The sequence below is a fragment of the Pseudoglutamicibacter albus genome (assembly GCF_031458175.1).
GTDB classification, from domain to species: Bacteria; Actinomycetota; Actinomycetes; order Actinomycetales; family Micrococcaceae; genus Pseudoglutamicibacter; species Pseudoglutamicibacter albus.
The window spans coordinates 2,158,604-2,172,662 of the sequence record NZ_JAVDXX010000001.1 but is presented as its reverse complement, the minus strand read 5'-3'; the positions used below and the strand labels follow the sequence as shown (position 1 = coordinate 2,172,662).

Sequence of the window (14,059 nt, the reverse complement as noted above, 5' to 3'; positions counted from 1 at the left end):
TAGAACTAGTTAGAGACCCCGCGCCACATAGCTATGCGTAACACCTGCGGGCGGCCGATGTCAGGCCCGCAGACGGTCTCAACCCAGGCTCCAGTACATGTTGACTAAGGCATACTGCACGTGTGGAGCCGCGAGGGCACAGTGGTGGCGCGAGATGGGTGAAATACAACACAAGATTCTACATCGACCGTGGGCCACCAGCACATCCGTGATGGAAGTTAACGGCTCACTTCTCGATCGCTTCCGGGGCCACTTCCAGTGCGTCTCGCGGCTCTGTAGCTTTCACGTCACGCGGCGTGACCGTGGGCATATCGCCGAACAGTTCGTGGGCGGCTCGCACCACGCGGCGGGCAAGAACCCGGTTCGCTACCCCGCCGAATGCCGCGCCTGCCCCGAACGGCATCGCGCGGCCTAGCGCGGATGCGGATTGTCGCTTGGCGAATTTCTTCAGGAACTTTGAATGCAGTTGCTTGCCGAGTGAGGCATATGATCCGCCCGCGCCGATCGCTGTGGCGAAGAAGGTGCGCATCCCGATTTTGCCGCCGGATGCGATAACGCCGGACATGTCTTTGAGGATCTTGATGCCCTCTTCGCCCAGCATGAGGGCCATCACGAGCTCGCCTGCCCGCTCCGGGTCATCCACGGCGACTCCGTGCAGTTCTGCCATGCCTTGCGCATAGAGCGCGGTCGCTTCCAGGTAGCCGATGGCCACACCTGCGGAGAGCCCGAGTGATGCGAGTGTGCCTAGCCCAGGCACGATGGCGGCGGCACCTCCCGCGGCACCCATGGTTGTTACGGTGCGCACATAGTTCACTTCGATGATGCGTGCGAGCTCAGCTGGGGTTGCGGTGGGGTGCTTCTTGCTCAACCGGCGGATGTAGGCGACGACTACCGGCCTCTGCCACCCTACGACGCGTTTGAGGCCTCGTTCGAAACCGTCATTGACCTTGCCGCCATCGGTCACGATGCTGCGGGCGAGCATTTCGGTTGCTTCACGCGGTAGAACTACCTCCGCGCTGCGACGTTGGCGCGCTTTACGGGCGCGGCGCGGCGTCGCTTGAGTACGGGGCGTGTTCTCAGTAGACATGTTCCCAGCCTAACGTGCTGGGCGAGGGCTCTTAGTCACGCTTGAGCGTGATGTCAGCCCACACCATGCGGCGCTCACCGCTCAGGTGATCGGTTGAGCCGTGTTCGTGGTGGTCTCCCGCATCGCTCATCGCGGTTTCAATTCCGGATTCTACGATCTTGGGACCCGCCGTGACCCCAACATAGTCGGAGCGGCTAGCCACTCCGTCCATGCGGGTCGCATACTGGGTTGCGCACATGAAGTCCATGAACGTGCGGATCTGTATCGGCAACGTGTTCTCACACTGCCCAGCAGCCATGGAGGGTTTCGCAACCTCTAGGGATTTCGAATCCATGAGCGTTTCAAGTTCGGCCGATGCGTCTTGACGCATCTGGTCTGCGTCGTTACCCAAGGATGCCTCGTCCGGACCGAGGGCGCCAAGCACAACCGCGCTAGAGGACTTATCCAAGCCGCCGTACTGCCCGGCGTCATCGGTCAGCTCCCGCAACTTAGCGTTGTCGTTGAGGTACATGCTGAGGAAACGCAACTGGTCAAGCCTGCGCACAGGGTCAGCGCCTTCGCCATTGTCCGGGGTGAGGTCTGTTGCGATCACGTGCAGGGTCTCGCCGTCAACTTTCAACGGGATGTCCCACATGCTCGTCGAGTTCAGTGGAAGAACCGACCTCACAAGCTTCGAGTATTTCTCAGTATCGAGGCTGTTGCCCGGTACCTCGTCCCAGGTCAGGTCATTGAACGTGCGGACTTCGTCCTGATCGATGGGGTAACGCGAGTACAGGACCATCGAGCGTTGTCCCTCAAAGTGTCCCGCGCCGAAAGCGTCTCCGGGGTCCCCTGTTGTGCCGTTTCCGTTGAGGTCGGCACCGGACTGTATGCCCGCATTCGTTGTTGCGGAGTAGACGTATTTGTACTCGGTCGAGGACGGTTCCTTGGATCCTGCATCAGCACCCGCATCGGCGTTCGCTTCGGCGCCGTCGGTTTGTGCCTGGCCGAGGTACTGTTCATTGAAGATGTCAGCGACGTGGCTGTCCGTATCGATGTCAGTGACCAGGAGAACATCCGGGCGCGTCTGCTGGACGCTGCGGGCGAGCATCTGAGCGGCGGTGTCGTTACCGCCTTCGAGGCGCTCGGCGAGCGCCCCTTCTCGCTCTTCACTCAGGCCGGCGCTCACGGTAGCTACACGAAGCGATGCTTTGCCGCTGTCTTGTTTTGCGGTGTGCTGTTTTCCGGTGTGCACCATTGAGGCGTTCGCCCCAACGGTAAGCACTTCAGGTTTGAGGTTCAGCGTTGCCGCTGTTGCTTGTGGGGCGACGCCCAGCGTGATGCCGAACAGGGCCGCTGCGGCGGCCGCATAGAAACGTCGCATACTTCCACGGTAGAAGGTTTCGGCTCAGATGCAAGAAAAACTAAGACTGCACAGGGTGTTCACAGTTTGATTGTTATCGGCGTTTTGCCTTGCAATCGCGCCGATCTGGCGTGTTCAATCCCGCGCGACGTAACCTGAAGGGGTGGTTATCGGTATCTAATCGTGACCATTCCGTGACCTGAAGTCTCGTTGTTCGGAGGACTAAGCATGCACCGCTTCCGCAACAGTCGCGTCTCTGATGTGAAGATTGACTGGCCGGCACTCAAGGACATCCTGGCTGATGCCGGCTACGCCTCGCGCCCTGTGGGTGTTTTGTTCGCGGATCATTTTCACGCGAATGCCGAAAGCCTTGTCAAGCGTCTCAAGAAGGCTTCCACTCTGCGCAGTAACATCCGCACTAACACCGGCACTAACGCCGGCTTGTCCCCTACGGTTCGGGTTGCGAGTAAGTCGCTGCGCATCCGTAAGGCGCTCGATGCCGCACTGCAGACTCCTGGTTTCGCTGGGATTCTGGGTTTCACGCTGGCGGAAGCCGTGTGGCTTGCCGAAAAGGGTTATCAGGACATCGTGGTTGCGTACCCGAGCGTGAATGCCGAAGCGATTGCGGCGTGGACGGCGAGCGAGGCCGCGCTGCAGCACGTGACCCTCATGGTCGATGATCCGCAGCAGCTGGAGATTATCGCTCACCTCGCCCCCGGCCATCCGGACCTCAAGGTCGCTATAGAGCTCGATGCGGCTTACCGTCCCGTACGCGGCGTCATGGTGGGTGCGGCACGTTCGCCGCTATCCAGCCCGGAGGAGGTGGCCAGGCTGGCGGCCCACATCGTGGGCAGGAAGGGTTTCACGCTGGATGGGCTCATGGCCTACGAGGGGCAGATCGCAGGCGAGGCGAACGCGGGGAGCTCGCCGCGGCAAGTGATCTTGCGGCGCATCCAGGCGGCTTCCGCGAAAGAGATCGCGCAACGGCGTGCTGAAACCGTCGATGCTGTCTCCGAGATCGCTCCGTTGCGTTTCGTCAACGGCGGCGGGACCGGTTCGATCGAGACCACCGGGACCGAAGCTGCCATCACGGAGGTAGCGGCAGGCTCCGGGCTCATCGGCCCCGGTCTATTCGACCACTACACCGCTTTCAAACCAGCGCCGGCCCTCGCGTTCGGGATGGATGTTGTACGCCGCCCCAACAAGAACACCGCAACAGTGCTCGGCGGGGGCTGGGTCGCCTCCGGGCCGCCCGGTCCAAGCCGGCTACCGAGGGTCGCGTGGCCACCCAACGTCACCTACCGCGCAACTGAAGGTCCCGGTGAAGTGCAGACCCCGCTCACCGGACGAGGCGCTCGCGGCCTTGCAATCGGCGATGTCGTGTGGTTTCGGCACGCGAAAGCCGGCGAAGTATCGGAACGCCTCAACAGCGTTGTAGTCATCTCAGGCTCAGAAGTCATCGACGAATGGCCCACCTACCGTGGCGAAGGGAAAGCATTCCTATGAAAACCAATCCCCACACCAAAAAGGCCGGCACCCGCGCCAGCCGGGCCAGCGCCCGCGCTTCCAACAAAACCGGCCGCGCCGCAGCCCGAGGTAAAGAGTGGACCAACTGGTGCCGCCTCTACCGCAGCGAACCTGCCGAGGTTTTCACCCCACGCGATGAAGCCGAGCTCGCGGCACTGCTGGTGCGCGCCTCAGAAGAGAAACGCACCGTCCGCCCTGTGGGTGGAAGCCACTCCTTCACCCCGCTAGCGCACACCGACGAGATCCTGCTCGACATGCGGAACTTCCACGGCCTCTACGCAGTCGACCCACTGGGCGGGACCGTAACGCTCGGCGCCGGAACCCACTTGTGGGAGCTACCAGCCCTACTGGAACCTTATGGGCTCGCGTTAGCGAACATGGGAGACATCGACCGGCAAACCATCGGCGGCGCACTGTCAACCTCAACCCACGGCACCGGCCTCGGATTCACCGGCTACGCGGGCATGATCCGTGCACTGCGCATCGCGCTACCAACCGGGCAGATCGTCACCGCGTCCCCCACCCAAAACGCTGAGCTTTTCGAGGCCGCACGTGTGGGTCTCGGCGCGCTCGGCGTCATCATCCACGCAACCCTCGCCGTCGTGCCCGCGTTCATCCTGCATGCAGAGGAACGGCCCGTGCCGCTGGCTGACACGCTCGAGAACTTCGTTGAGCTCTCCCGCGAACGCGACCACGTCGAGTTCTACTGGTTTCAGCACACTGACGTCGTGGCCCGTAAAATCAACCGCCGCTCCCCCGGCTTTGAAGGCGATAAACCGCTGTCTTCGTTCAAACACTGGTTCGGGGACGAACTGCTCAACAACGGCGGGCACCGCGCCATCTGCGAACTCGGCAGGTTCGCGCCGAAAACCGTTCCGGCGCTCAATAAACTCGCGGCACGCACGATGGGCAACCGCAGTTTCGCTGACACCTCCCATAAGGTCTTTGTCTCGCCACGGCGCACACGGTTCCGCGAAATGGAGTACGCGATCGACATTGCCGACTATCACGAGGTTTTCAGCGAAGTGGTCCGCGCCGTCAACGCGTTCCCGGAAGGGATCACATTCCCGCTGGAAGTCCGGACCGCCAAAAGCGATGACGTTTGGCTTTCAACCGCTCACGGCCGCGACTCCGTCTACATCGCGGTTCACCGCTTCTACCGCGAAGACCACAGAAAATACTTCGCCGTGCTCGAAGACATCTTCAAAGCCGCCGGCGGGCGCCCCCACTGGGGCAAACTCCACACCCTCGGGCCAGAGGACCTCCACGAGCGCTACCCACATTTCGGCGACTGGCTCACCGTCCGCAAACAAGTAGACCCCAACGGGGTGCTCCTCAACAGCCACTTGTCCACGATGCTCGGGGTGTGAACGTGCTCAGGGTGTGAACACACGCGAGCCTCAAAAACACATCAGCCTCGGAGCTGACGCATCGACGGCGTACCGTCTGCTCAGTTCCGAGGCTGATCTTTGTGTGGGCCCACCGGGGATCGAACCCGGGACCAACGGATTAAAAGTCCGGTGCTCTGCCAGCTGAGCTATAGGCCCCAGCTCCCTATCGTAAACGACACCACCGCAGTTTCCCTAACCCGCCCGTCACGATCGCTGCCTCCTGCCCCCGCCACCGGCACCAACCCGGCCGCGATCGCGCGTGTTCCTACACTGGAGGGGATGAGTTTTTCGGCGCGCACCCACCACAAGCCAGCCGTGATGCCTCCCGAGCTGTTGGATCGTGAGGCGCCCGGCTCGGATCCGGCACATCATTCTGAGGCGGCACACCTGACTGCCCACGCCATCGTGCATCAGGGCCGTTCGGGGGTTGAGCCGGAGGTTCTGGACCGCCTCATCAAGCTCGCGGACTCGGATGGTCTGCTTGAGCTCGCCGAACTGTGGTCCGCCTCCCCTGCCGTTTCGCTGCCGGGTACGTTGTGGCGGCTGTATGTGCTGCGCCGGGCTGTCATGAACGATGCGCAACGCTGGTCCGCGCTGTTCCGCGCCGGTATGTCTGTGGATGACGTCACGGTTGTGGTTGCTGGGGTCGCGGACCCGCCGGGGCCTAGCGAGGTGGTCGAGGTCACCACCGCGATCCTCACGGGCGCCTATACGGGAGACTTCGCCGTCGCGCTCGAGCGCGCCGCCGCGTTCTGCCGGCTCGTCGCCGCCGGTCAGGCCGCCCACGCCGACAGTGCCGAGGCGCACGCAACACAGCATGCCCGCGCACTCACTGAAAGTTCGCGACGCTTAGCTTCCACCGCGTCGGACCTCGTCGCCTCAGCTGAAATGTGGCGCCGCAACCAACTCGAATAGCCCCGCCGCGGCCACACCAACCTGGCGCAAGGACTACCGGTATCCCCGCAGCGCTTGACGAGCACCCGGCCCCGTCTGCCACACTGGAGGGGACACCGGGCCGCAGGAGGCCCCGGGCTCCAAATATCTGCCGCTTCGAGCGGCCTTCCGCCGAGAGGCGCCCCCGGCCCGGTGTCTTTCAAATCCTGGCTTCTGTCAACGTCCGGGATCTTTGTCGCCGCACATTAGTTCGCGCATCGCTGCCTGCGCAGATCCCCCGCCGCTCAACGCGTTTGTCTGTTAACCTTCACTCATTAGACTGCCAGCTGTAACGTCCCCTTTGAGAATGAGGTTTCCGTGCGTTTGCGGCTGTTTCCTTCTGAGGCTCGAAGCCTCAAGTTGCTGGCCGGCATGTCTGAGCTGTTATACGAGGCCATCGGTTCGGCCGCCCAACTCATCTCTGCGCCTGCAACGGAACGGACCGCTTTGCGTGAAGCGATCAAGGAAAACCTGAACGAGGTTGATGACAAAACCTATACATTGCTCACGCATTTGCGTACCTCGTTCATCAACCCGTTGCCTCGGGAAGACCTGTTCACGTTCTCTCGCCACCTTCGCGCATCCATCGGTGCTGTCTCTAATGCGGCGGGCCTCATCCCGGATGCGATCCCGATGCGTTCAACGTCGCTGCCTGAGCTTCTTGAGCTTCTGGGCCAGCAAGCCAAAGTGTTACGGAAAGTTTTCACGCATCTGGCGCAGCTGGACAACGTCGAAGACGATTGGCTGGACCTCATGGGGCTCACCACCCGCGGCCGCCACACGATCCGTACCTGGAAACTCGAAATCAGCGAAACCACCCGCGTACAGACCGCCTTGTCTCAAACCATGTTGCTCGATGACTTGCGTGAAGCCCAGTACGAACTGATTCAGGCGATGAACCATCTTGGGACCATCCTGGTCAAGGAATCGTAAATGGGTTTCCTTTTGGTGTGTGCGTGCCTGCTGTGGGCTTTGGTCACGTTCCTCAACGGTTTCCATGACGCGTCCAACGCTGTTGCGACCTCGGTGCGTACGCGTGCTTTGACCCCTGGTATCGCAACGATTGTTGTGGCCGGTTTCGCTGCGGCCGGCACATTTCTCTCCACGGGGCTGGGGATCGCGTTTCAAGACCAATTCGAGCTGGCTTTGGCGCCCGGTCCTGCGGGCCTCGTGATGGCGATGGCGGCGCTGGCATCGGCGGCTATGTGGGCTTTGTTCACGTGGTGGCGTGGACAACCGACCTCCCAAACCCACGGGATGTACGGCGGGCTTGTAGGCGCCTTGGTAGCGGCGATAACGATGGGCCACATGGAGAACACGGGCGTGTGGCTGACCTTGTTGTTGGCGATCCTTATTCCGCTTGCGGTCACGGTGCTTGTTGCGCCACTGTTGTCGATACTGATCATGATCCCGGCGGCGTGGCTCATGCGGTATCAGACACCGAAATCTGCTGACCGGATTGGCCGGGTTTCCCAGGCGATCGCGACCGCTGCGGTGGCATTCGCTCACGGGTTGCAGGACGGCCAGCGTTTGGCTGTCTTCCTGCTTGTTATGACCGCTACCGCCGGATTAGGTTTCGATTACGGTGACATGCATGGTTTCGAGATCATCACCGCGATGATCCTGGGTGCGGGAATGCTTGTGGGAGGTTGGCGTATCACCTATACCCTCTCAACGCGGCTCGTGCAGCTGGACCCGTTGCGGGCAGGCATGGCGAAAGTTTCTTCTTCCCTGCTCGTGTTCTTCGGTTCGATCGCCTTCCACTTACCGATCTCTTCAACCCAGTCCGTCACAACCTCGCTACTCGGTGCCGGCCTCACACAACGTCACATGACCGTGAATCAGCGCCGCGCCGTTGAAGTCGCGGCTTACTGGCTCATGACACCGGTGGTGACCTTCCTCGTCAGCGCCGTCCTGTACCTCGCCGCGTCCCCACTCATCGGGTAGCGCACCGCTGCCCCGCCTTGCGCAGCGGCCAGCCTGCGCCGCGGCCAACCCGTCCAGCACCCAGCCAGCACATCTTCCGCTTAAACAGCGATGGTGGCGCCCGCTGTCTGCAGGCGCCACCATCGTGGTGTGGCTATTGTTTCGCTGCCGCTACTGCACGCTCGCAGCTCCCCGGCGTGGTTTAGCCGAAGCGGCCGGAAACGTAATCCTCGGTGTCTTTCTGCTGTGGGTTGTTGAAGATCGTCGAGGTGTCGTTGTATTCGATGAGCTCGCCTGGCTTGCCGGTGCCTGCGATGTTGAAGAACGCGGTCTTGTCAGAGACGCGGGCTGCCTGCTGCATGTTGTGGGTCACGATCACCACGGTGAAGGTGTCCTTGAGCTCGTTGATGAGGTCCTCGACGGCGAGCGTGGAGATCGGGTCGAGCGCGGAGCACGGCTCGTCCATCAGGATCACGGACGGCTGGACTGCGATAGTGCGGGCGATGCACAGACGCTGCTGCTGACCACCGGAGAGACCGGAACCTGGCTTATCCAGGCGATCCTTGACCTCGTTCCACAGGTTCGCGCCGCGCAGCGACTTCTCGACAATCTCCTCACGGTCGGAGGAAGAGAGGCGCTTACCGTTGAGCTTGAACCCGGCGAGGACGTTGTCCTGGATGGACATGGTCGGGAACGGGTTGGGGCGCTGGAAAACCATGCCGACCTCGGTACGGACACGCACCGGGTCAACGCCTGAACCGTAGATGTTGTCGCCATCGAGTAGCACCTTGCCCTTGACGTGTGCACCCGGGATGACTTCATGCATACGGTTCAAAGTCCGCAGGAAGGTGGTTTTACCGCAACCGGATGGGCCGATGAACGCGGTAACAGAACAAGGGTCAATCGTCATGTTGACGTCTTTTACCGCGTGCGTGCTGCCGTAGTAGACGTTGAGGTCTGAGACGTCGATGCGCTTTGCCATAGTTTTTATTTCCTTCACTTTGACCTGGTGGTCAGTGGTTGGTGTGACCTGTGGTCAGTGGTCTATGAGAGCTCGTGTGTGGGGTGGCTGGCGTGTTCCGCACCACCCGGTTCCTTTAGCGGCCGGCCTGCTTCGGTGCGAACATCTTAGCGATGATGCGTGCCAGCAGGTTCAGCAGCATCACGATGATGATCAGGACAAGCGCTGCACCCCATGCGCGTAGGGTCGATGCGTCTTGCGCGGCTGGCGCTGCCGGGTAGTTCAGCTGGCGGTAGATGAAGACCGGTAGCGCCATCATCCAGTCCTTGAACAGGTTGAAGTTCACGACTGATGCGGTACCTGCGGTCACCAGGATCGGCGCGGTTTCACCGATGACGCGTGCGATAGCGATGGTGACGCCGGATGCGATACCGGATAGCGCGGTTGGGAGGACAACCTTCATGATGGTGCGCCACTTGCGTACGCCGAGTGCCGCTGACGCTTCGCGCAGCTCGTTCGGGACAACGCGCAGCATTTCTTCGGTTGAGCGGACCACAACCGGGATCATGAGCACTGACAAACCGATCGCTGCAGAGAAACCGATCAGCTGGGAGCCTGGCCGCATCTGGAACAGGTCGAGCATCACGTAGGCGGAGATACCGGCCGCGAACAGACCCGCGACGATTGATGGGATACCGGTCATGACGTCAACGAAGAAGCGGATGACCTTAGAGAGCCAGTTGTCGCGTGCGTATTCGACGAGGTAGATCGAGGTCAGCAGACCGATCGGCACGGAGATCACGGTGGCTGCGAGGGTGATGAGCAACGTACCGATGAGTGCGTGCTTGATACCGCCGATGAGCGGGCCGCCTTCGCGGGCGTGCTGGATGTCGGCGATCGCGATCTGTCCTTGCATGTCGGATGCGAAGAACCCTGGCGCGACGATCGCTTTGGAGCCGTTGGCGACAACGGTCCAGATGACTGAGACGAGTGGGACCAGCGCGATGAGGAACGCGCCGACGATGAGGTTGCGGGCTAGCGTGTTGGCCGCTTGGCGGCGGTTGGCTACCAGCAGGGTTGCAACGTAGTCGACGATCAGGAAGATGATCGCGGAGACGCAGAGCCAGCCTGCGATGTTGAAGCCGATGAGCGCTACGATGGCGGCGCCGAGGATCAGCGAGATGACGCCGATGAGTGGCTCGCCCCATCGTGGCATTTGTCCGGAGGTGAGGCGGCTACGGCCGTGGCGACGTTCCCCCTCTGATGTGGTTTTGGTGCGCTGTTCGGTCGCGTTCACTGGTTTTACCTCAGACTTTTGGGAGCTGTGTTCGTGATTCGGGCGGGTCATGTTAGTTAGCTCCGTCGAATTCTTTGTGACGGGACACGATCCACCGTGCGATCAGGTTCACGATGAGGGTGATGATGAAGAGGACCAGGCCGGCCGCGATGAGTTCGTTGGCGCGTAGGCCGGAGGACTCTGGGAAGTGCAGGGCGATGTCTGCCGGGATGGTGGAGTTACCGGAACCGATGAGGTTGATGGTAAGGCCACCTGCGGAGAGCACCATTGCGACTGCCATGGTTTCGCCGAGGGCGCGGCCGAGGCCGAGCATGATTGCGGAGACGACGCCGGCGCGGGCGAATGGGAAGACTGCCATGCGGATCATTTCCCAACGGGTTGCGCCGAGTGCCAGCGCTGCTTCTTCGTGAAGTTTAGGGGTTTGGACGAAGATTTCGCGGGAGAGCGCGGTGATGATCGGCAGGATCATCACCGCGAGCACGACCGATGCGGTCATGAGTGTTCGGCCGGTCTGGGATGGGTCACCGAAGATCGGGATGAATCCGAGGTTGTCGTGCAGCCAGTTGAAGATCCCGACCATCGCTGGGCCGAGCACGGCCATGCCCCATGCACCGTAGACGACCGATGGGATCGCTGCGAGAAGGTCGATCACATAGCCGACCGTTTTCGCCATGCGGCGGGGCGCGAAGTGGGAAATGAACAATGCAACACCAACTGCGACTGGTGTTGCTAGGAGCAATGCGATGCCGGCGGCGATGAGGGTACCGATCGCTAGCGGCAGGACGTAGTTGAGGAAGCCCTTGCCGCCTGTGATGTCTGCTGGGTCTGCAGTCAGCGCCGGAATGGACTGGGTGACCAGGAAGACCGAGACGAAGACGAGGATGACAAGGATGATGATGCCGGCTACCAAGGCGGTGCCGGAGAATACTTTGTCTCCGACTCGGCCTTTCGCCTTTTCATCGAGCGGGCCACTCTTTGGTGCCAGCGATGGGGAAGTCACGAGATTGCTCCTGTGCGGGTGAATCCAGTGGGATGTGGGGGCTTAGATGCGTGGTCGGGCGGCCGGCATTCAAGCCGGCCGCCCGTCACAGGTATGCGTTACTCGGCGACCTTGATGGCGTCGATTGCCTTTTCGGCGTCCTTACGCATTGCTTCGGTCATTGGTGCGGAGCCAGCAGCTGCCTGGGCAGCGTTCTGGCCGTCTTCGCTGACCACGTAGTGGCCCCATGCCTGGACCATGTCCACGGTCGACTGATCCTTATAGGTGGAGCAGTAGATGTGGTAGGAGACAAGGACGAGTGGGTAGGTGCCCTCTTCGGTGGAGGTGCGGTTGATGCGCACAGCCATGTCGTTCTCGTTCTTGCTTTCAACGCGGTCCGAGATTTCAACAGACTTAGCTGCTGCTTCTTCCTCTGGGGCCTGGAAGTTCTCGCCGACCTTGATCTTCGCAAGGGTCAGGTCGCCAGCTGCGGACTTGTCGGCGTAGCCGATAGCGCCGTTGCTCTTCTGGACAACACCAACCAGTGCGGAGGTGCCCTGTGCCGCTTCGCCGCCGAGGTCGGATGGCCACTCTTCGACGTTACCTGCTGGCCAAGCGTCCTTAGCGTTCTCAGCGAGGTAATCGGTGAAGTTGTCGGTGGTACCGGACTTGTCAGCGCGGTGCACTGGGATGATCTTGGTGTCTGGAAGGTCAACACCCTCGTTGAGTGCGGCGATCGCTGGGTCGTTCCAGGTGGTGATGTCCTCAGCGAAGATCTTCGCCAGCGTCTCGGCATCGAGGTTGATCTCGTCAACGCCCTCGAGGTTCACGACGATCGCGATTGGGGAAATGTATGCAGGGATGTTGATTGCGCCCTCTGGGCCGCACATCTTCTCTGCGTCAGCAACTTCTTCTTCCTTGATGGAAGCGTCGGAGCCTGCGAAGGAAGCCTGGCCGGAGAGGAATGCCTTACGGCCAGCACCGGAACCAGCTGGGTTGTACTGGACGTTGAGGTCCTTCTGGGATTCCTTCAGACCAGCGGTCCATGCGCCAATAGCGGATTCCTGCGAGGAAGCGCCAGCACCGGAAAGGGTGCCGGAAACCTGCTTGGCGTCGCCGTTGCCGGAGTCTTTGTCCGAGGAGCCGGAAGTGTTGTTTGCCTGGCCACATGCGGTGAGGCCCAGGGCCGCGATGGACAGGATTGCAGCCGTACGGCCGAAGTGCTTAATCTGCACGGTCTTTCTCTTTCATTCCTGGGGAGGCGAGTGCCGCGGTTTTGCGGCGACGCTCTAGACGCTAACCACGCAAGGTAACGGAACCTGTGGCCTTATGTGAACAACAGGTGAACTATTTGGGGTGGTGTAAGAATGGAGGATAGATATTGATCACATTGGGTGTAAGGAGGTGCGCGGGATGAGCACACGCAGCAAGCGGAAGCTACCCCGCGCATCGAGCGCAGCCATGCGCCACCTCAAGGCCCGCCTCAAAGGTGGCCTCCGCCGGGTACAGATCTCCATGACCCGGATCATCTTCGCGACAGTCGGGTCAGTGTTCTCTTTCTGGTTCGCAGAAAAAGTGCTCGGCCACCAACAACCGATCTTCGCCGCAACCAGCGCCCTCATCGTGCTCGGCTTCGCGACATCATCCCACTTGCGCAGAACCCTTGAGGTCGCGCTCGGGTGCACGCTCGGCATCGTGTTAGGCGACGTGCTGATGACGCTGTTGGGCAGGGGCGTATGGCAGGCCGCGATCGTCGTGTTCCTCTCCCTCGTGCTTGCACGCTTCCTTGACCCCGGCGTGATCTTCGCAACCCAACTCGGCGTCCAATCCCTGCTGGTTGTGCTGCTACCCATCCCCTACGGCGGCCCGTTCACCAGATCCATCGACGCGATCATCGGCGGCACCGTGGGCCTACTCTTGATGCTGATGTGGCCACGCGACCCACGGCGAGCGCCAGCGGCGAAACTTTCGGGCCTGCTGCGGGAGGTCAGTCAGTGTTTCCGTGAGTTGGGTGAAGCGCTTGAGCGTTCAGATTCGCAGGCCGCGTGGCACACGCTGGTGCGGGTGCGTAACGCTAGCACGCTGGTTGATCAGGCGCGGCAAGAGATCAAGACCTCCAACGATTACGCGAAGTTGAGTGTTTTGGGGCGGCGGCACCGTCATGAGTTGAGTGATCAGGAGCAGCTTTTGGAGGTTGCTGACCTAATTCTGCGTGGGCTCAACGTGGTGGCTCGGCGTGCCGCGGGGCTTTTGAACACCTTGGCGCCCGATGCGGAACAACGGGAACGCTTACACACTCTGTTTGAGGGGTTCGCTGATGCGATGAACGCTTTGGCGAACTCGGCAGCGGAGACCTCAACGGGGTCTGCGAACATGATGCGGCGCCGCGCCCGCTCGATCATGGAGGAGGTCGTGGGCGACTTGGATGCGGCCTCGTGGCGTGCCGAGACCATGCAGTTGACCACGCTGATTATGCTGTTGCGGCCTACTGCCGTGGATATTCTGCACGCAACCGGGGTCCCGCGCGACGCCGCATCGGAATACCTGCCCCGCATCTAGCGTGCGTTGTTGCGGCGGGGTTGCTGCTGTGGCGGGATGCTTTGGCGGAGCGGGCCT

Annotated in this window: 12 protein-coding genes and 1 tRNA gene; 6 read left to right on the top strand and 7 right to left on the bottom strand. The window is 61.4% G+C overall.

Going from position 1 to position 14,059, the window contains the following annotated elements:
- Nucleotides 1-226: 226 nt before the first annotated feature.
- Together J2S67_RS09595 and J2S67_RS09590 are read right to left on the bottom strand one after the other, a co-directional pair.
- Complete coding sequence (locus tag J2S67_RS09595) at nt 227-1,087, bottom strand: hypothetical protein (protein WP_052048611.1); 861 nt, start codon at nt 1,085-1,087, stop codon at nt 227-229.
- Between the two features lie 31 nt (nt 1,088-1,118).
- Entirely contained in the window at nt 1,119-2,450 is a 1,332-nt protein-coding gene (locus J2S67_RS09590; protein ID WP_310248554.1) for a hypothetical protein, read from the bottom strand.
- A gap of 207 nt (nt 2,451-2,657) precedes the next feature.
- On the opposite strand from J2S67_RS09590, the gene J2S67_RS09585 reads away from it, so the two are divergent.
- Both J2S67_RS09585 and J2S67_RS09580 read left to right on the top strand, forming a co-directional pair.
- Nucleotides 2,658-3,935: a type III PLP-dependent enzyme domain-containing protein gene (locus tag J2S67_RS09585; protein WP_310248551.1), complete on the top strand. Its 1,278-nt coding sequence runs from the start codon at nt 2,658-2,660 to the stop codon at nt 3,933-3,935.
- Entirely contained in the window at nt 3,932-5,326 is a 1,395-nt protein-coding gene (locus J2S67_RS09580) for a D-arabinono-1,4-lactone oxidase (protein WP_310248549.1), read from the top strand. Before J2S67_RS09585 ends, J2S67_RS09580 begins: the two co-directional genes overlap by 4 nt.
- Nucleotides 5,327-5,430: 104 nt before the next feature.
- Here J2S67_RS09580 and J2S67_RS09575 read toward each other — a convergent pair.
- Nucleotides 5,431-5,503 (bottom strand) — tRNA-Lys (locus tag J2S67_RS09575).
- A gap of 123 nt (nt 5,504-5,626) precedes the next feature.
- On the opposite strand from J2S67_RS09575, the gene J2S67_RS09570 reads away from it, so the two are divergent.
- The 3 genes from J2S67_RS09570 to J2S67_RS09560 all read left to right on the top strand — a co-directional run bounded on the left by J2S67_RS09570 (nt 5,627) and on the right by J2S67_RS09560 (nt 8,227).
- Complete coding sequence (locus J2S67_RS09570) at nt 5,627-6,262, top strand: hypothetical protein (RefSeq protein WP_310248546.1); 636 nt, start codon at nt 5,627-5,629, stop codon at nt 6,260-6,262.
- A gap of 390 nt (nt 6,263-6,652) precedes the next feature.
- Entirely contained in the window at nt 6,653-7,213 is a 561-nt protein-coding gene (locus J2S67_RS09565) for a hypothetical protein (RefSeq protein ID WP_310248543.1), read from the top strand.
- A complete protein-coding gene (locus J2S67_RS09560) occupies nt 7,214-8,227 on the top strand; it encodes an inorganic phosphate transporter (RefSeq protein ID WP_310248540.1) in 1,014 nt (337 codons plus the stop codon).
- Nucleotides 8,228-8,408: 181 nt separating this feature from the next.
- On the opposite strand, the gene pstB is transcribed toward J2S67_RS09560, so the two are convergent.
- The 4 genes from pstB to J2S67_RS09540 all read right to left on the bottom strand — a co-directional run bounded on the left by pstB (nt 8,409) and on the right by J2S67_RS09540 (nt 12,678).
- Nucleotides 8,409-9,188 carry a phosphate ABC transporter ATP-binding protein PstB gene (gene pstB, locus J2S67_RS09555; RefSeq protein WP_035757300.1) on the bottom strand — a complete coding sequence of 260 codons (780 nt, stop codon included), beginning with the start codon at nt 9,186-9,188 and terminating at the stop codon, nt 8,409-8,411.
- Between the two features lie 115 nt (nt 9,189-9,303).
- Nucleotides 9,304-10,383 carry a phosphate ABC transporter permease PstA gene (gene pstA / locus J2S67_RS09550; protein WP_052048627.1) on the bottom strand — a complete coding sequence of 360 codons (1,080 nt, stop codon included), beginning with the start codon at nt 10,381-10,383 and terminating at the stop codon, nt 9,304-9,306.
- A gap of 133 nt (nt 10,384-10,516) precedes the next feature.
- Entirely contained in the window at nt 10,517-11,464 is a 948-nt protein-coding gene (gene pstC / locus J2S67_RS09545; protein WP_083285333.1) for a phosphate ABC transporter permease subunit PstC, read from the bottom strand.
- Nucleotides 11,465-11,562: 98 nt separating this feature from the next.
- Complete coding sequence (locus J2S67_RS09540) at nt 11,563-12,678, bottom strand: phosphate ABC transporter substrate-binding protein PstS (RefSeq protein ID WP_035757297.1); 1,116 nt, start codon at nt 12,676-12,678, stop codon at nt 11,563-11,565.
- Between the two features lie 178 nt (nt 12,679-12,856).
- On the opposite strand from J2S67_RS09540, the gene J2S67_RS09535 reads away from it, so the two are divergent.
- On the top strand, nt 12,857-14,002 hold the full coding sequence (locus J2S67_RS09535) for an FUSC family protein (protein ID WP_035757294.1): 1,146 nt from the start codon (nt 12,857-12,859) through the stop codon (nt 14,000-14,002).
- The last annotated feature ends 57 nt before the right edge of the window (nt 14,003-14,059 follow it).

Coding starts and splice junctions, on each gene's coding strand:
- J2S67_RS09535 (WP_035757294.1), top strand. CDS start 12,857: ATGAGCACACGCAGCAAGCGGAAGCTACCCCGCGCATCGAGCGCAGCC.
- pstA (WP_052048627.1), bottom strand. CDS start 10,383: ATGCCACGATGGGGCGAGCCACTCATCGGCGTCATCTCGCTGATCCTC.
- J2S67_RS09570 (WP_310248546.1), top strand. CDS start 5,627: ATGAGTTTTTCGGCGCGCACCCACCACAAGCCAGCCGTGATGCCTCCC.
- J2S67_RS09590 (WP_310248554.1), bottom strand. CDS start 2,450: ATGCGACGTTTCTATGCGGCCGCCGCAGCGGCCCTGTTCGGCATCACG.
- J2S67_RS09585 (WP_310248551.1), top strand. CDS start 2,658: ATGCACCGCTTCCGCAACAGTCGCGTCTCTGATGTGAAGATTGACTGG.
- J2S67_RS09560 (WP_310248540.1), top strand. CDS start 7,214: ATGGGTTTCCTTTTGGTGTGTGCGTGCCTGCTGTGGGCTTTGGTCACG.
- J2S67_RS09580 (WP_310248549.1), top strand. CDS start 3,932: ATGAAAACCAATCCCCACACCAAAAAGGCCGGCACCCGCGCCAGCCGG.
- J2S67_RS09565 (WP_310248543.1), top strand. CDS start 6,653: ATGTCTGAGCTGTTATACGAGGCCATCGGTTCGGCCGCCCAACTCATC.
- pstB (WP_035757300.1), bottom strand. CDS start 9,188: ATGGCAAAGCGCATCGACGTCTCAGACCTCAACGTCTACTACGGCAGC.
- J2S67_RS09595 (WP_052048611.1), bottom strand. CDS start 1,087: ATGTCTACTGAGAACACGCCCCGTACTCAAGCGACGCCGCGCCGCGCC.